The organism is Phenylobacterium sp., assembly GCF_030681155.1.
Taxonomy (GTDB): Bacteria; Pseudomonadota; Alphaproteobacteria; order Caulobacterales; family Caulobacteraceae; genus Phenylobacterium.
Map to the genome: position 1 here is coordinate 41,106 of NZ_JAUXXE010000018.1, position 16,224 is coordinate 57,329.

Below are 16,224 nucleotides of genomic sequence, written 5' to 3' on the forward strand. Positions count from 1 at the left end.
GCCTGGAGCGCCGGCCGAGACCCCCGTCTCGACTTAGGGATCGCGCTCCGCTGGACATATTTGGGGGAAGTGACCTTTGCGTATTCTTGTCACCGGCGGCGCCGGCTTCATCGGCTCGGCCCTTGTTCGCCATCTGATCGCCAACACCGAGCATGAGATCCTGAACCTCGACAAGCTCACCTATGCCGGCGATCTGCGCTCACTGGACGGGGTGGCCAGCAGCAACCGCTACGCCTTCCGCCAAGCCGATATCTGCGACGCCTCGGCGATCCGCGCGGCCCTCAGTGACTTCCGCCCCGAAGTGGTCACGCACCTGGCCGCCGAGTCCCACGTCGATCGTTCGATCGATGGACCCTCAGAATTTATCCAGACCAATATTCTCGGCACCTTCAACATGCTGTCGCAGGTGTTGGAGTATTGGCGCGCCCTAGACGCCAAGGCCAAGGACGCCTTCCGATTCCACCACATCTCCACCGATGAGGTCTTCGGCTCGCTGGGCGACGACGGCTTCTTCACCGAAGAAACTGCCTATGATCCACGGTCGCCCTATTCGGCGTCCAAGGCCTCGTCCGACCACCTGGTCCGCGCCTGGCACCACACCTATGGCCTGCCAGTGCTGGTCACCAACTGCTCGAACAACTACGGCCCCTATCACTTCCCCGAAAAACTGATCCCGCTGATCATCGTCAAGAGCTTGGCGGGCGAACCCCTGCCGGTCTACGGCGCTGGCGCCAATGTCCGCGACTGGCTCTATGTCGACGATCACGCCCGCGCGTTGACGCGGGTGTTCGAGGCCGGCGCTCCGGGCGAGAGCTACATTATCGGCGGCCGGGCCGAGCGCACCAACCTGCAGGTCGTGCACGCGATCTGCGACACCCTCGACCACTTGCGGCCACGCGCTGACGGCAAGTCCTATCGCGACCAGATCGCCCACGTCGCCGACCGCCCGGGTCACGATCACCGCTACGCCATTGACCCGACCAAGCTCGCACGCGAGCTCGACTGGACGGCGCAGGAGAGCTTCGAGACGGGGATCGCCAAGACCGTGAACTGGTACCTGGACAATGAAGCCTGGTGGGGCCCGATCCTGGCGCGCAGCGACGCCGGTCAACGCCTGGGCCTGAAGACCGTCAAGGCATGACCTCCCCAACCGCCCACGACATCCTTCTGACCGGCGGCAGCGGCCAGGTCGGGACGGAGGTGATCCGCCTCGCGCCCGCCGGCGTGAACATCATCGCCCCCGGCCGCGACGTTCTGGACCTGTCCAACCCGGAGGCCGTAGCGGCGATGGTCGCCTCGCGTCCCTGGGGGGCGGTGATCAACTCCGCAGCCCACACCGCCGTGGATCGCGCCGAGAGCGAAATCCTGTCGGCCTGGAAGATCAACGCCCTGGCCCCTGCCGCTCTGGCGCAGGCCACGGCCCAAGCGGGCATACCGCTGGTCCAGGTCTCGACGGACTACGTGTTCGATGGATCGAAGACCGGCTACTACGTCGAGACTGATCCCGTCGCCCCGGTCAGCGTCTATGGCGCGTCTAAGGAAGCCGGCGAGCAAGCGGTCCGCACAGGAAATCCCCGGCATGTGATCCTGCGCACCGCCTGGGTCGTAAGCCCATACGGGGCGAACTTCATCAAGACCATGCTGCGCCTGGCCGAGACCCGGCCAGAGTTGCGGGTGGTCGATGATCAGCATGGCTGCCCGACCAGCGCCACCGACATCGCCCAGGCCCTGCTGATGATCACCGAACGCTTGACGGCCGACCCACAAGCGCCTGCCGGCACCTATCACTTCGTCAATTCGGGCGAGGCGACCTGGTGCGGCTTTGCCCGCACGATCTTCGAAATCGCCGAGGCTCATGGGCGCGCCGCGCCCAAGGTCGAGGGCATCACCACGGCAGACTATCCGACGCCGGCGCGTCGTCCGGCCAATTCGCGCCTGGACGTCGCCAAGCTGGCGCAAGACTACGCCATATCGCCGCGGCCATGGCGGGAGGCGGTCGAAGAGATCGTCGAGACCCTGCTGTCCGCGCAGAAGGAATAGGGACACTTTGATGAAGGGCATCATCCTGGCCGGCGGCTCCGGCACGCGGCTGCACCCGGCCACCCTGGCGGTGAACAAGCAACTGCTGCCGATCTACGACAAGCCGATGATCTACTATCCGCTGTCGGTGCTGATGCTGGCGGGGATCCGCGACATCCTGATCATCTCGTCGCCGGAATATATCGACAACTACCGCCGGCTGTTCGAGGACGGCTCAGCCTTCGGCATCAACATTGAATACGCGATCCAGCCCAAGCCCGAGGGCCTGGCGCAGGCGTTCCTGATCGGCGAGGAATTCGTCGGCGACGACCGCGCCGCTCTCGTGCTCGGCGATAACATCTTCTTCGGCGCCGGCATGAGCCAGCTGCTGAAGCGCGCCGCGGCCCGCGAGCACGGCGCGACGATCTTCTCCTATCAAGTCGACCAACCCCAGGCCTATGGCGTCGTTGAACTGGATGACACCGGTCACGCCATCAGCCTGGAAGAAAAGCCCGCTGAGCCCAAGTCCCGTCAGGCGGTCACAGGCCTCTATTTCTATGACAACCGCGTCGTGGAGATGGCCAAGAAGGTCCTCCCGTCGGCCCGCGGCGAGCTGGAGATCACTGACCTCAACCGCATGTACATGGAAGCTGGCGACCTCTTCGTCGAACAGCTCTCACGCGGCTACGCCTGGCTCGACACCGGCACCCATGAGAGTCTGGTCGAGGCCTCCGAGTTCGTCCGCGCGGTCCAGAAGCGCCAAGGCGTCCACGTCGCCTGTCTGGAAGAGATCGCCTATCTCAACGGCTTCATCGACCGCGGCCAGCTCGTCGCCCGCGGCAAGCTGTTCGAAAAGACCTCCTACGGCCGCTACCTGCTGGATATCGCCGAGCGTGACCTTGAGAGCCTGCAGCGCGAGTCGTGGTAAGGCCAGGATGCCGCCACGCCGCTTGTCAGTGGATCTTGGCGAGCGTGTGATCGCCGCGATTTGACGAGGGCATGTCGTGCCGTAGCGCGGCGGTTCGATTTGGGGCGAGCGCCGCTAGCGCACTCCGCTGGCGAAGCCTGTGCGAGCACGGGTGATGTGCGGCAAGGCCCGTTGGTCAGCGGCTCGGCGATCTGGCCACACCGAGCAGCAGGCGAAGCTGATCCTGGGCCTACTTGAGAGCAAGCGGGACATCACCCTGTCGGAGACAGAGACGGCCCTGGCCGAGCGAGGCGTGTTGGTCAGCGGCGGCGATCCGGCGGCTCTTCGACCGCCGAAAGATTACGCTCAATAGGTCGGCGCACGCGGACGAGCAGAGCCGACCCGACATCCCGAAATGACGTGAGGACTGGTCCGCGCAGCAACTCACCCTTGATGGTAAGCGGAGCGCCGCTCCAACCTTCCCCTGGCTGATCTAATCGCGGACTTTCTCGGCCGATGGTCGAGCGGCTTGGTGTGCTGATGATGCCGAATGATGATGTACTAATGATGCCTCCATCGCGTCGGATTTAGTTGTTCACGGGCGCTGGCCGCCGGCGACGGTGGAGCGCCGAGGCTCAGATTATCGCCGAGAGCTATGCGACGTCGGTCGGTGATGCGGCCGACCGCTGTAGCGTCCCAAGACCCAGTTCTTCATCTGGCGGTTGACGCGCCGCGCGCGACGGCGGGGCTCCGGCTTCGCCACGGCCGAGGTCGATGACGGCTCGCCGGGCTTGGAACCGCGCGAAACTGCTGTCATCGAGGTGACGCTGGGCTCTGCCTCCATCCGCATTCCGCCCGGTGCGCCCCCCCGGCTGTCGACAGCGGGGTTGATGGCGTTGTGGGCCACCCGTTGATCGAGCCGATCGTCGCGCTCCGGGTACTAGTGGCCGCCACGCCGGTGGATTTCCGTAAAGGTTTGCAGGGTCTGGCGGGGTTGGTGCGCGAGCAGATGGCGGCTGTTCCGGAACCAGCCACCTGGGCGATGGCGATCATCGCCTTCGGCGCGGTGGGCTCGATGGTCCGGACATCGCGCCGCCAGAACGACTTCAAACCTGCCTGACAACACTTCGGTCGGCTCTTCGCTCCGGCGAGGGGTCACCGCACCCTCGCGCTCGACTACGGCGCGGATTTATCGCTTCAAATCGTCCAAAGAGAGAACGACTTCGAGCGCAGCCTAGCCCCACCCGGCGTTTTTAAATCCACGATCAGACGGCCTTTGATCTTCAATGGCTGAACCTTCACAACAGTCCTAAGGCCATTGCGTCGGGAAGCTGATCGATCGCGGCGGGGAAAGTGGGTGCGACCGCCGCCGGGTTGCTCGCCGACGGCTTGCCCGCGGCAGCGCGCGGAGGCGCACTGCGTCAGCATCGCGCGCGCCTAAGCCTCTAGGCGACAACCGTCTTGGCGAGTTTGGTACCCACAAGGGCTGGGCGTTTATTGGCAGGCACTGCGGCCAGCAGTTCGGGAATGAAATCATCCAGTAATTTGAACGCGGCCTCGGTGTCATCCCCGACGACTGAGAACCGGATCAACCCGCCGTCAGGCACATAGCCGGCCATCGCCGTCTGCAGCCGGACCTGGCGTTGCTCGCCGCCGCTGGCCGGCAGATATTCCCCCATCCGCGCCCAATAGACGATGTTCTCCTGCCGTCCCTGAGCTTTAGCCACCACACGTCGCACTGGCACCTCGCCGCCGCCATGCAACTTTAGCTTGGCGGGAACGCTCGCGATGAGGTTGAAGCCAACGGCCGGATAGCAGGCCTCAGGCCGGTGAAGCTGCAGCATATCGCTCTGGGTGTCGCCATAGGCGATCAGCATCATGACTGCTGCACCCGTGGAGGCCTGGTGATAAATTCGACCCACCATTTCGCTATAGAGTGTTGAGGCCAAGTCGCCTTCGGCTTTGGGCTGCACGAGGCCATCGGAGTTCTCAGCCGACCAGTCGCCAAAAGTGAGCGGAATGGCGTCGGCCAGTTTCCCGCCGTTGAGCAAAACTAGCCGCTTGCGGGGCGTCAGCGCATAGGCCGCGCCAGCCGCTGCAACGCACGCGCCGCCAATCAACAGATCTCGGCGCGCGATCATGCCGCCTTCCCCCACTTGCGAAGAGCATAGGACATCAGATTGTCCACCAGGAACACCAGGAGCAGGGCAGAGGTAAAGAGCAGTAGGCCGGCGGCCATGTGCAAGAAGCCCTGAGCTACTGCATCGCCGAAGAAGTGGGTCAGCAAGACCAGCGTCGCCACTCGGATGATGTTGGCGATCACGGCGATCGGGATCACCAGAAGGACCAGGAACAGCGAGTAGCGCCAGGAAGCGTTCCGCAGCAGGTAGATGTAGAACAGGCTTATCGCGACTAGGCCGGTCATCGAATTCATACCCGAACAGGCGTCCTCGACCAGCAACTGGTAGGGCCCGATCATCAGGGTGACGCCCTCCCGGAAGACTGGGATGCCGACCAATTGGAGCCCGCCGGTTGTCACATAGGACACGAAGAGCTTCAGCGGCGCGGTGATACCGTCCATCAACCAACCGGGCGGCGGGATCAGGAATGCCAGATAAAACAGCGGGAACCAGTTCTTTAGAAGGACCTGAACGCCGAACCGGGCGTGCATCATGGCCACGCCGGCGCCATAGAGCCCCGCAACCTCCAGGCTGATGAAGTCGTACGCGCGTCCGAACACATAGATAGGGAGGGCGACCGCCAGCATCAGGGTCGTAAGCCACCAAGCCCCCGGCTTGGCCGCCTCACGCATATCCGGCAACTTGCGCCACAGCAGCCAAAGGCCGGTCACGAGCACGATCGGCCCGTGAGCCCCCGATTCCTTGGACCACACCTGCTCGCCAAGCGTGATGACCGTCGGCAGGGCCAAAACCGCGAGCGCTAGAAGCAATGGCCAGGAGACTGGCGACTTGAATGCGGGGCGATTACCGTGCGTCGCCGAAGCCATTGTCGTGGCCACGTTATGCCTCGTTCAACACAGTGCCAACGATCTGCGCGCGATCCTCGCGGAGCTGCCCCGCCAAGGCCTTAAGATCATTGATAAACGTCAGGTCCCGTTTGGCGACAATGAGACTGTATCCTGCGACGGTGCTGATCCGCCGGGCGTCCGCGCACCTATTGGCTGGCGGCGTATCGATAATCGTAAGATCAAAGTCCCGCAGACAACGTTCTGCAACGTTGCCGAAGCGATCCGTCGCGAGCAGTTCCTGCGCGCCGCCCGAAATGCCGCCCGCGAAAAGAACCGCGAGATTTTCAAGCACATCGGTTTGGATGTTGAGCGAAAAATCTGCTTCCGAGCCCTCCAACACTTGACGTAGGCCAGCGACCGGTGTCGGCGGTCGAATGAACTCGTTGACCTCAGCCAACCGCAGATCGCCATCGATGAGCAACACCTTCACACCGATCTGCGCCAACGCTACGGCAAGGTTCACTGCGGTGAAGGTTGCGCCAACGCCGCCATTCGGCGAGCAAATGGCGAGCCCGCGGCGACCGTCGTCAACATGTTGCGCCATGATGTGCGTGCGCAGTGTCCTGATACCTTCGGCACGTACGCCCTTTGGGTCCGATAGCATCACGATCTCAGACGAGAAACTGTAGGCCTCTGCGCGAGCCCCAGGCCCGTTGGCGGGCGGAGTTGTTCCCACGTCGTCCTTGGTGATTGGCTCCATTACCTGTGCTTCCGGGCTCATGCTTGGGCCAACTTTTTTCCGCCACCGAAGAGGGCCTTGCGCTTCAATCCCGAGGCAAAGCTCGCACGCTTCCTAACCGACGACGGACCTTCGATGACCGCCAGGAGCGGCGCGTCGATTGCCGACTGCAGATCCTCGACACTGCGGACCCGCCGCCCGAAGAGCTCAAGCAGAAGCGACAACAAGATGCCTGTCCCGAAACCAAGAACCAGCGAGCCCCCCAGGATCAAAGGCTTGTTTGGGAAGCTCGGGCTTTGCGGGGCGACCGCCTCCCCCAAAGTCGTGATGCCAGCATCTGCAATCGCAGCTTCCTGACGAAGCTCAGCAATGCGCGAGAGCGACTTGTTGTACTGCTCCCTGCGAAGATTGACGTCAGCTTGTAGCTGGGTGAGCCGTTCGATCTTGTCGCGCTTCTCTATCACCTTGGACGTCTGAGTGGCGACTTCCCGCTGAATCGCGCCTGCGCTGGCATTGGCCGCACTGGCCATCGCCCCCGCGGCCGCGCGCTGCGACGCGGCCTCCTGCGCCACGACTTGGGCCAACGACGCCCTCTGGGCACGTAATTGCACCATCTGAGGGTGGTTAGGGCCGAGGTTTCGCGCAGCCTGAGCGATCGCAGCGTCCAATTGCGTCAGTTGGGCAGCGGACGGCGACGACATTGGCATCATCGGAGCCACCATCGCGGGGGCCGCGGCCTGGGTGGCGAGGGCCCTCAACCGCGCCGTATCAAGATCGGTGTTGTCCGAGTTCATGACAATGCCGTGCTCGCGCTCATATGCAGTCTTCGCTGCATCAGCGGCATTCAGGAGCGCCAACTCTTTCTGCGATTGAACTTGATACCAATCAGCTGTCCGTGTGGCTTCCCGACGGCGAGTATCTAGGGTCGATTCTATATAGGCGTTGCGGAGTGCGTCGGCCATGGCCTTAGCTTCAGTTGGCGTGGTCGAGCGGTAGGAAATCTCAAGAATATTAGTCCCCGGGACAACCTTGACGTTTGTAGACGCAATTATCCTCTGAGAAAGCCAACGACGAATATCAAGTCCATTGGCACCACTCGCCTGATATTGTGTAATCACATCAGGGCTCGAAGCCCAGTTAAGCTGATCCACGGCCTTACCAGCCACGCCGTAATCTTTGATCAATTCAGTCTGCGTGGACACATAGGTCCGCGATGAGACGCTGGGAATCACCTCTCCAGTCACGGGGTCCGGCTTTAGGAGCTCCAACATCACCCTGGAGACCGCCTCGTATCTTGGCGGCACGATCAGAATCGCAATGAACGCTCCGAAAAGCGTAAACATCGTGGTCGCCAGCGTAACGTAACGATGCGCCCACAGAATTCGTAGGAACTGGAAGAGGCTCATGTCTCTACCTCCGGCTAGAACAATCGCTCGCCGACAACGAGCACGTCACCTGGCTCGACCTTCGCGTCGCCAGACAGTTTGACCTTCTTCTCGCCGCGGTTGACGACCACCTTCTTGTCCGAACCTGACGCTGTGAGTCCGCCTGCGCGTGCGATGGCTTGCCTGACGGTCATGTCTGTCTTCATCGGGAACGGGCCAGGGGAGTTTACCTGCCCAGAGATGTAGAAAACCTCAGCTGCTGGGGCGAAGACTTTGTCTCCGGGCGTTACGAACGGATCTTTCGTTGCATCGCCAGTCGCCAACTCATCTATGAGATACCGTCTTTCCGCGCCCGCTTCCGGGCGGACGATGAGATAGTCAGCGCCAGAAGGCAGCACCCCCCCGACGCGGGCCAAGATTTCAGAAAGCCGGTACGGCCTATTGATCGGCACCAAGCTCGGCGATGCGACCGCCCCCAGGACAGTCACATATCGACTGGAGTAGCCAACAACTTCGACATTTATCAGCGGGTTCGAATAGAAACCACCACTGCGCAACGCCTCAGCGATCTCGACGGACAACTGCTTAGGCGTCTTGCCTTGGGCGACGAGCTTGCCGATCAAGTTTAGCTGGACCGTGCCGTCCGTATAGACTCGAGCTCTAGCCTTGTCCGGCTGCCCGACGACCTCGACCTCGATAGTATCCTCGGGACCGAGGACATATTCGGCTGTCGCCGCGTCATGTTGCGGAGCTGCGGCCCCCTGGTTCAGCTGAAGCGGCACGGCAGGCGGTGCGACGCCACTAGCCGGTTGGGCAAAAGCCAAGCCCGGGTTGCCTACTGCGACGAGGCAAATCCCAGCGAAAACAAGGCGAAGGGGACGACTAGCCATGATCCTGATTCCGTTTCAGTCCTAGAACGACACATCAGCGGCTATGCCGATCCGATTGCTCGTATACTCAAATTGCGGCGCGTTCGCGGTGCGCTCCTCACGCCTCGCGTTGAGAGCGAAAGACAGGCGCTCGCTCTGGCGATACCGAACCGATGCGAAAATCGTGTCGGTGTTTGAGTTCGTCAGTGCAATAATGGGTTGTAAGAGGCCGCCTTCAGACTCTCGCTCCACCCGCCCGACGCCAGCGCCAATCGAGATGCGCGACCCAAGCTTATATTCACCGGACACTCGATACCCAGTGCTTAAGTCAAAGGTGCGCCCCAACCCGGTTGATGGCGTCACGGCGCGATCAAGCGACGCTTCGAAATTCAGCCGATCGCTCGCACGGAATGAAAGGCCCGCATCGTAGGTAGTGGTCTCTGAGGAGGTGTCGGCCAACCCCGGGAAGCCCCCCAGTTGATCGACGTTAGCGAGAGCAACGGTGACAGTGCCCTGGAGGCGGGCGCCCAGCTGACGCTGGAAGGTCGCCCCTACAGAGGTCATCTCGTAGCCGTCAGAACCAATGCGATCCGCATATTCAGTCTTCTGATAGTTCGCAAAGAGGGTCAGTGTACCGAGCGCCGGGCGCTGATAGGTTAAACCACCCATGAGCGAGCTATTTTGGTAGTCCGACTGCTTTAGGAAATCCAAATTGTTGGCGGTCCAATCATGGGACGCAGTGAACACCACACCTAGACCTGTGGGTCGCGAGCATCCCAGCTGAGCCTGAACCCTAGTGGTCTGCTGGATATTCTCGACCGTCGAGACCAATGTGGGGTCGTCAATCTGTGAAAGGCCACGATTGTACGAACTACTGAGCGTAGTGGAACAAGGGCCAATTCCAGCGTTCACGCCCCCGGTAAAGTCCAATCGCTCGCGATCAAGCTTCTTGTTCTGATCGTAAAAGCTATACCCGGCAGAGCCAGTCAAGAATACCGATTGGCGACCAACAGGAATGAACAAATCCACATTCGCGGAAGGGGTGAAGATCGTATCGCCAGGTTTCAACCCCAGCGTGGAAGCTCGGAGGTCACTCGAACGGGAAACGTTGCTATCATGCTCGACCTCTGCATGCAGACCGACCGACACCTTCCGGGCCTGTTGCGCGGCCGCTGGAGACGACATCACCGCCGCACCGATTAACACACCGGCGGCTAGTCTTCCGTAGACCATTGGCAATCCCCCTACGAAACTTAACAATGACGTTCTTGCACTAACGGACAGATAACTCTGTCGCGCAAACAGCGCACGAGAAAAGGACACGGTGCTCACCCCTAGCGTCGGCGCACTATGATGCGGCGGATAGTGCCCAGGAAATTCTTGAGTTGCTCTCGCTTACTCGCGGACCTAGAGGCCTCGGCAACCATTAATCCCACTACGTTCGGCTGCGGCTGGAGCGTCGCCGTGAGCGCAGCCAACCGCGCCCGGACCAAGCGCTTGCGGCTCGCCTGAGATGGTTGCATCAGATTGATCTCACGAACCTCCAAAGGGGTCGTAGACAACGCCCCGGCCGCTTCGGCAGCGAGAAGAAATTCCTGCCCGATTTCGGATCTCGTCACGATCAGGCTGCGGCCATCCAACTCTTCGAAGGTCGGATACCCGGTCTCGCCTCCATACCAAGCGTCAGCACAAGCGATGTCCGCTACCCCTCCCACGGCGTCGGGGCAAATCTTGCAGCGAAACTGAACCTCCTTGGAAAGGAAGTCGCCCCAGCTTTCGGCATAGCTCATCTCGCCCGTCTGACCAGAGTGCGTGGTCGCCACTGCCTTGCCTGGCCAACCATTGCCTCGATAACGGAAGCTGCTGACATCATCGCTGTCGATGCCCATCGCCGCGAGAATCCGCCCAACCCCGTCGTGACTAGGGATGCCCCCGCAAAAAAATGACAGAACAAGCTTGATGTGCCGATCCACGCGCGAATCAAGTGTCGCCAGCTGACGTAGCGCGGACACATCGCAAGGCTTGCCGATAAAGGCCATCGCGCCTCCTCGCGCCAACTCGCTCTCAATCTGAGCCAGTGGCGACGAAGCTGCGTATCTTGAACCTGCCCCGGCCACGACCTCGGCTTCGGTAGTTGACACCCTGACAACATTTCGCGTCGGCCGATCGGGATCGGCCGCTACATGGATCACTCGATCGACGAGCCCCGTGCGCAACGCGTGAACGGCGAGAGCCGAAAGCGCACCGCCGGACGACCCTGTATGGCGCAGCGTTGGGTCACTGGCATGCCCAGTGTCGATCCGAAACCACGGCCCCCAGATCGGGCTTTTGTTTGGCGCCTCTTCCCATGGCGCGACCCGCGCCCCGGGACAAGCTTGGGCGATCACGCGCTCGGCCGACCGCGAGACGGGTCCGTGCTGGGCGGGCCGACTGTAGCCAGGAGCAACGGTCTCCATCGAGATTCCGCCCGCCGACGCAGAGGCGCAGAGTCCACACCCGGTGCACAGTTGACCGCCAAGCACGCGGTCAACTGTCGTCGATCGCTCGAAACTCATCTCTCAACCTTGAGCGAGATGAGCAGGGCGCGGAGTTCGGACCGATAGACGCCCAATAGCGCCTCCACTTGCATCATTCCCAGCTTCATCTCGCGCCCCAGCTCCGCCTTGCGATCAAGGCAGTCATGCAAGAACTCTGCCGCCTGCTGCGTATCGAGCCCTTTGACCGGCACCATGCGGTCATAGCCGAGCATCCCAAACAGTCCGCTGAACTTACGGCTATAGGCGACGGGCACCACCGGAACCCCCGCCGAAAACGCGGCGATGCACGCATGCATTCGCCCCGCGACTAGAAAGTCGAGGCTCGAAATGTAGGACTTCGCCTCAGAGGGTCCCAGGAAACTAGGGACCCGGGTCGCAGTCGGAAACTCTTGAGCCAATTGATCGGCGACCCGATCGTCGTCATCGACTGCGGGTTCGCAGCCGCCGCTCGCATCGATCGCGTGGGCGATCAGATGAATTTCTATGTCGGGCCGCTCCGTGAGGTCTGCAATAAACCGCCGCATAAGCTGCGCGTAGTCCACGTCGAGCCCAAAGCGGTTCCGACCGGATTCGGCTTCGTGGAACAACAACCCTGAAACGTTGACGCCTACTCGTGCCCGCACGTCTGAGCGTTCACCCCCGCGGTCGACATAGGGAAGAGCAAACGCGACATCCACCGCGAGCTCGCCCTTAGCCCCGGGGGCAATTCGGGCCAAAGCCTCCAACGACTGCGGGTCACGCGCGAGAACAGCCCGCGCCCTGGTCAAGGCGAGGCTGGCGAGCTGCGTATAGGGCGAGCGGGTGAAGGGGCCGATGGTCTGCGGCGATAACAACAAAGGCACACGGCGAACGTGGGCGATCATTTTCGTCCACCACAAAAAGAAGAAGCGCTTGAAGCCGTAGATTTCAGCGAAGCTATCGCCAGCGCCTATGTCGAGAACGCAGTCCTGCTGAGCGATGATCCGCCAGCATCCGCTGGGGCTCAGGAGCGCCTTGCCGTCGACGACGAAGACCTCGGCCTCATCCTCGCTGACATAGCGCGGTCCAGCATCCCGCATACCGATTATGCAGAATTCAGGTTCAAACCCAAGATCGAAGGCGACCTGCCTCACGATCGCCATGTTTGCGATTGTTAGCGCCCCGACGCCTAGATTGCCCGAATTGGCTGAGTGCCAAAGCAACCCGATTTTGATTTTTCTCTTGCTATTTCGATCCACAGTCAATGCGCCAATCTTGTACTTCGCCGCCCGGTCTTCACCGCTTCCGCTTGCTATATTGCCTGGCGCATTTCCAATCCGTTCACCGCCGCCCAACCGCGGAGCCACTCATTCCCCAACTACTCGGAAGGTTCCAGACAACTTTTTAACGCGCGCCCCGGTTAAGTACGTTTGCGATGGTTGCACCCCTCGACGCAGGAGCCCTGACGGCGTCACGCGGCACGACCTAAGATCGATGTTTCCTTGACTGAGCGGTGGATGATGACAGAGGCCTCGAAGCCTGAATTGGAACGAGAGAGAGCTGGGACTTCGACCGCCCCTCCAGACGCGCGAAACAAGGGAGCCGGCCGCGATAGCGCCCGACCGCTTCGCATCTGCCTCGCAGGGTCAGGCGGCGGTCATCTGCGCCAACTACTCGACCTAGCGCCGGCGTGGACGGGGCACGACTATTTCTTCGTCACCGAGGACACGGCGCTAGCCAGAAGCCTCGCTCAGCAACACCCCGTCCATTACGTTCCGCACTTTGCCTTGGGCCAGGCCAAGCTAGGGGCCCCGCTACAAATGGTGAAATCGGGATGGCTTAACTTCATTGAGTCGGGACGCATCGTTCGCCGTGAGCGGCCCGACCTAGTCATCAGCACCGGCGCCGGCTCGGCCCTGTTTACGGTCGCATGGGCTCGCTTGCTTCGCGCCAAGATCGTCATTGTCGAGTCATTCGCCCGCTTCACCCACTTGTCGGCCTTCTCGCGCCTTGCGGCACCATTCGCCCACAAGAAGGTCGTTCAGTCAGCGGCTCTGTCGTCGTTTTGGCCAGACGCCGCGGTCTTCGATCCGCTCAAAATCCTATCGACGCCCCGTCCAGAAAAACGTCGGCTGCTGTTCGCCACAGTGGGTGCCACCCTCCCCTTCGATCGAATGATCGCCACGGTGGCCGGACTCAAGGCTCAGGGCGAGATTCCCGAGGACGTTTTGATGCAGGTCGGGATCGGCGGCCTGGCGCCGGAAGGAATTGATACGGTAGAGACCTTGACCTTTGAACAGATGCTCGCCTCATTGGAGGACGCGGACGTCGTGGTGTGCCATGGCGGCACGGGCTCGCTGATCACCGCCTTGCGCGCGGGCTGTCGGGTGATCGCCATGCCGCGACTCTATTCTCGCGGCGAGCACTATGATGATCACCAGGAAGACATTACCCGCGCCTTTTCCGATCGAGGTCTGATCGCCGTGGCCAACTCACCCACGGAACTATTGGCGGCATTAAAGACGGTTCGCGAACAGACGCCAGTTATTGCGACGAGTGATCCGGCGGAGCTTATCGACTACCTGAATTCCCTCATCGAATCCGGGTGGGTTCAGCCAAAGGCGTCGCGCGGGTAAATTCACCCGACATCATCCAACTCGGCATCGGCAATGAAAAGGGCCGGCGCACAAGCGCCGGCCCTTCGTTACGCCCAGGCCGCAGCAGGCCTGCTCACCGTTTCTCGCTAGGCGATGAAGCCCTTCGATGTGGCGGTTAGATCGTGCAGATCCACGCCGACCAGCGTGATGGACTCGCCAGTCTTGAAGCTAATGACAACGTCACTACCCGCATCCGTGAGGATCGGCTTCAGCCCCGCGCGCAGATAGGAAGAAATGTCGATCGTATCGTGGTCGCCGTTCGCGCCGAAATCCGTCACGACGTCACGCCCGCTTCCTCGCTCGAAGAAAAAGTTGTCATTCCCAAGACCGCCAGCAAGCACGTCATCCCCAGCACCGCCGCCGATCTGATCGTTGCCCGCCCCGCCGTCGATCGTATCGTTGCCAGCCATTCCGTTGAGGATGTTGTCGCCGACGTTGCCGATGATCTTGTTATCGAGCTCATTTCCCGTCCCGGTGAAGCCCCCCTTCACAAGAAATGTGAGGTTCTCCACGTTGGCCGTCAGCGTGTAGCTTGCCGTGGAATAGACAGTGTCGATGCCCTCACCTGGCTTCTCCACTATGAGATCCGGCTCCATTTTCTGGAAGTTGTTCGTATAGTAGACGTCGTTCCCGGCGCCGCCGATCATTGTGTCGGAACCGCCACCATCCGAAATTGTGTCGGCTCCTACGGTACCGAGCAGGTAGTTGCTCCCGACGTCGCCGGTGATCACCAGGCCTGTGGGACCATGGGGCAGTTCAATCGAAGGAACTTCAATCGAAGGAACTTCAGACGGCGCTTCGGGCCCCACAACGGGCGGCTTTGCCTCGGCGCCGCCGCTCGACGACAGCCACGCATCCAGCACCGCCTTGCCGAAGTCCAGGACGGGAACGTTCTGCGTGTTCCCCGCCTGCGAAAGATTAGTGACGTTGTCGTAATTGATCCAAATCGACTCGTTGTCGGCAACGACCGCCCCGGCGACATTCTTGATCAAGACCCAGGTGGCATTTTCCTTTCCTGGGTTGGAGACCAGTTCGTTGCCGGAAACCACGAGGTTTTTGGCGCCAATCACGTAGATGCCACCATACCCGGTCCCAACCACGAGGTTGTTGGTGATGGTGACATTCTCGTAGGCCAAGTTGCCCACCTGATCGCGCAAGAAGATCCCTTGCGTCGCATCGCCCGTACCGCGCGAAATGACATTGTCTGAGATCACGATGTTCTTGGAGATCGTCGTCGTGCCGGACGTCAGAAACTGAATGGCATCCGGGTGGTCGTTGACCATCGGCTTGAAGTTAGAGAAGGAATTTCCGGCAATCTTGATGCCCACGACCTCGGCTGCGACAAAACCAGTCGTCCGCAAATCATGAAGGTCGTTGCCGGTAATCACCACATCAGAACTGCGCGAAACCGATATGCCGCGCTGAAGCTGTTGGAATTCTGAATTGGTGATCTGGATATTGGAACTGTCTCGAACGCCGATGCCTTGGCCGTCGTTCTGAGGATTGTTGTCCATCGAGCCGTGGACGCTAACGTTATCAAATCCGATGTTCTGCGATTTTGATACGATAAAAGACTCGTAATTGGCCCCTTTTGCGGCGAGCTCGAGATTATTGAACTGCAATCCCTTGCTGTTTGAAATCTCGAAATTGTTCAATATTGCGGGTACATCTGGGTTCTGAGACTGTATAGTGACGTTACTACTGAACGACAACCCTTTGAACTGAAGCCCTTCATAAGTTCCTGGGGCTAGCTGGATGGTATCTCCAGCGCGCGCACCTTTGAGTGCAAGCACAAGACCGTCAGCTGTATTTACATTTATGATAGACACCATACGACTCCTAGCCCGCGCCCCCAGGACGTGTCGAAACGACCTCGTCCACCCGAATTTCTTCCCGAGTTCTAAGTCTGGTCAAATTATGATGTGATCAACCAACATAGTTATTTTGTGTAAACCACATCCGGGAGGCGCCATTAATCTTGTGTTATCTACGTTTGCAGCCAAGCTTTGCCGCATGATCGAACAACTAAAGACGCTGTTATTTGATTCTACGCCGCAAATTTGCGCTGCCATTCGTAGACAACTGATTGGCAAGGAAGGGAACGCGGCCAGATGTCTCACCGCCCACAACACGTCAGCGTTGCAAACGCTCGCGTTGAGGCTTTCAATAGATGAAGTTAAGAAAG

14 protein-coding genes and 2 pseudogenes are annotated in these 16,224 nt (G+C 60.6%); 6 read left to right on the plus strand and 10 right to left on the minus strand.

The genetic code is table 11. The annotated features are described in order from the left end of the window. Nucleotides 1-76: 76 nt before the first annotated feature. From rfbB to Q8M13_RS20950, 5 genes and pseudogenes are all read left to right on the plus strand, one after another. Nucleotides 77-1,141: a dTDP-glucose 4,6-dehydratase gene (rfbB, locus tag Q8M13_RS03525; protein WP_305298245.1), complete on the plus strand. Its 1,065-nt coding sequence runs from the start codon at nt 77-79 to the stop codon at nt 1,139-1,141. Beyond that, nucleotides 1,138-2,040 carry a dTDP-4-dehydrorhamnose reductase gene (rfbD, locus tag Q8M13_RS03530; RefSeq protein WP_305298246.1) on the plus strand — a complete coding sequence of 301 codons (903 nt, stop codon included), beginning with the start codon at nt 1,138-1,140 and terminating at the stop codon, nt 2,038-2,040. The genes rfbB and rfbD overlap by 4 nt, the downstream gene beginning before the upstream one ends. A gap of 10 nt (nt 2,041-2,050) precedes the next feature. Then, the gene (gene rfbA, locus Q8M13_RS03535) at nt 2,051-2,947 is read left to right on the plus strand and encodes a glucose-1-phosphate thymidylyltransferase RfbA (RefSeq protein WP_305298247.1); all 897 of its coding nucleotides are present in this window, start codon (nt 2,051-2,053) and stop codon (nt 2,945-2,947) included. 139 nt (nt 2,948-3,086) lie between these two features. Further along, nucleotides 3,087-3,299, plus strand: coding sequence for a hypothetical protein (locus Q8M13_RS03540; protein WP_305298249.1), 213 nt, complete (start codon nt 3,087-3,089; stop codon nt 3,297-3,299). 639 nt (nt 3,300-3,938) lie between these two features. Next, nucleotides 3,939-4,046 (plus strand): annotated as a pseudogene (locus Q8M13_RS20950) (PEPxxWA-CTERM sorting domain-containing protein); the annotation flags it as partial. Between the two features lie 325 nt (nt 4,047-4,371). Here the strand turns inward: Q8M13_RS20950 and epsI are convergent. The 9 genes and pseudogenes from epsI to Q8M13_RS03585 all read right to left on the minus strand — a co-directional run bounded on the left by epsI (nt 4,372) and on the right by Q8M13_RS03585 (nt 12,545). Further along, on the minus strand, nt 4,372-5,067 hold the full coding sequence (gene epsI / locus Q8M13_RS03550) for an exosortase-associated protein EpsI, V-type (protein ID WP_305298251.1): 696 nt from the start codon (nt 5,065-5,067) through the stop codon (nt 4,372-4,374). Beyond that, nucleotides 5,064-5,945 (minus strand): exosortase V, encoded by an 882-nt coding sequence (xrtV, locus tag Q8M13_RS03555; RefSeq protein ID WP_305298253.1) that lies wholly within the window; start codon nt 5,943-5,945, stop codon nt 5,064-5,066. Before xrtV ends, epsI begins: the two co-directional genes overlap by 4 nt. 1 nt (nt 5,946) lies before the next feature. Beyond that, complete coding sequence (locus Q8M13_RS03560; RefSeq protein ID WP_305298254.1) at nt 5,947-6,675, minus strand: CpsD/CapB family tyrosine-protein kinase; 729 nt, start codon at nt 6,673-6,675, stop codon at nt 5,947-5,949. Then, on the minus strand, nt 6,672-8,039 hold the full coding sequence (locus Q8M13_RS03565; protein WP_305298255.1) for a Wzz/FepE/Etk N-terminal domain-containing protein: 1,368 nt from the start codon (nt 8,037-8,039) through the stop codon (nt 6,672-6,674). The genes Q8M13_RS03560 and Q8M13_RS03565 overlap by 4 nt, the downstream gene beginning before the upstream one ends. A gap of 14 nt (nt 8,040-8,053) precedes the next feature. Continuing rightward, nucleotides 8,054-8,842, minus strand: a complete 789-nt coding sequence (locus Q8M13_RS03570; protein ID WP_305298256.1) for an SLBB domain-containing protein — start codon at nt 8,840-8,842, stop codon at nt 8,054-8,056. An 87-nt stretch (nt 8,843-8,929) separates the two neighbouring features. Further along, nucleotides 8,930-10,120: an outer membrane beta-barrel protein gene (locus tag Q8M13_RS03575; protein WP_305298257.1), complete on the minus strand. Its 1,191-nt coding sequence runs from the start codon at nt 10,118-10,120 to the stop codon at nt 8,930-8,932. A 101-nt stretch (nt 10,121-10,221) separates the two neighbouring features. Beyond that, the gene (locus tag Q8M13_RS03580) at nt 10,222-10,926 is read right to left on the minus strand and encodes a Coenzyme F420 hydrogenase/dehydrogenase, beta subunit C-terminal domain (protein WP_305298258.1); all 705 of its coding nucleotides are present in this window, start codon (nt 10,924-10,926) and stop codon (nt 10,222-10,224) included. 45 nt (nt 10,927-10,971) lie between these two features. Continuing rightward, a pseudogene (locus tag Q8M13_RS20955) lies at nt 10,972-11,442 on the minus strand (coenzyme F420 hydrogenase/dehydrogenase beta subunit N-terminal domain-containing protein); the annotation flags it as partial. Continuing rightward, nucleotides 11,439-12,545: a polysaccharide pyruvyl transferase family protein gene (locus Q8M13_RS03585; RefSeq protein ID WP_370869935.1), complete on the minus strand. Its 1,107-nt coding sequence runs from the start codon at nt 12,543-12,545 to the stop codon at nt 11,439-11,441. The pseudogene Q8M13_RS20955 and the gene Q8M13_RS03585, both read right to left, overlap by 4 nt. A gap of 357 nt (nt 12,546-12,902) precedes the next feature. Here Q8M13_RS03585 and welK point away from each other — a divergent pair, with 357 nt between their 5' ends. Then, nucleotides 12,903-14,018, plus strand: a complete 1,116-nt coding sequence (gene welK, locus Q8M13_RS03590) for a beta-1,4-glucuronosyltransferase WelK (protein ID WP_370869936.1) — start codon at nt 12,903-12,905, stop codon at nt 14,016-14,018. Nucleotides 14,019-14,125: 107 nt separating this feature from the next. On the opposite strand, the gene Q8M13_RS03595 is transcribed toward welK, so the two are convergent. Further along, entirely contained in the window at nt 14,126-15,694 is a 1,569-nt protein-coding gene (locus Q8M13_RS03595) for a right-handed parallel beta-helix repeat-containing protein (protein ID WP_305298260.1), read from the minus strand. Nucleotides 15,695-16,224 lie beyond the last annotated feature (530 nt).

What these genes read in the sequence shown, in the direction of transcription:
- rfbD (WP_305298246.1), top strand. Translation starts at nt 1,138, where the DNA reads ATGACCTCCCCAACCGCCCACGACATCCTTCTGACCGGCGGCAGCGGC.
- rfbA (WP_305298247.1), top strand. Translation starts at nt 2,051, where the DNA reads ATGAAGGGCATCATCCTGGCCGGCGGCTCCGGCACGCGGCTGCACCCG.
- epsI (WP_305298251.1), bottom strand. Translation starts at nt 5,067, where the DNA reads ATGATCGCGCGCCGAGATCTGTTGATTGGCGGCGCGTGCGTTGCAGCG.
- Q8M13_RS03560 (WP_305298254.1), bottom strand. Translation starts at nt 6,675, where the DNA reads ATGAGCCCGGAAGCACAGGTAATGGAGCCAATCACCAAGGACGACGTG.
- Q8M13_RS03565 (WP_305298255.1), bottom strand. Translation starts at nt 8,039, where the DNA reads ATGAGCCTCTTCCAGTTCCTACGAATTCTGTGGGCGCATCGTTACGTT.
- Q8M13_RS03575 (WP_305298257.1), bottom strand. Translation starts at nt 10,120, where the DNA reads ATGGTCTACGGAAGACTAGCCGCCGGTGTGTTAATCGGTGCGGCGGTG.
- Q8M13_RS03580 (WP_305298258.1), bottom strand. Translation starts at nt 10,926, where the DNA reads ATGGCCTTTATCGGCAAGCCTTGCGATGTGTCCGCGCTACGTCAGCTG.
- Q8M13_RS03585 (WP_370869935.1), bottom strand. Translation starts at nt 12,545, where the DNA reads ATGGCGATCGTGAGGCAGGTCGCCTTCGATCTTGGGTTTGAACCTGAA.
- welK (WP_370869936.1), top strand. Translation starts at nt 12,903, where the DNA reads ATGACAGAGGCCTCGAAGCCTGAATTGGAACGAGAGAGAGCTGGGACT.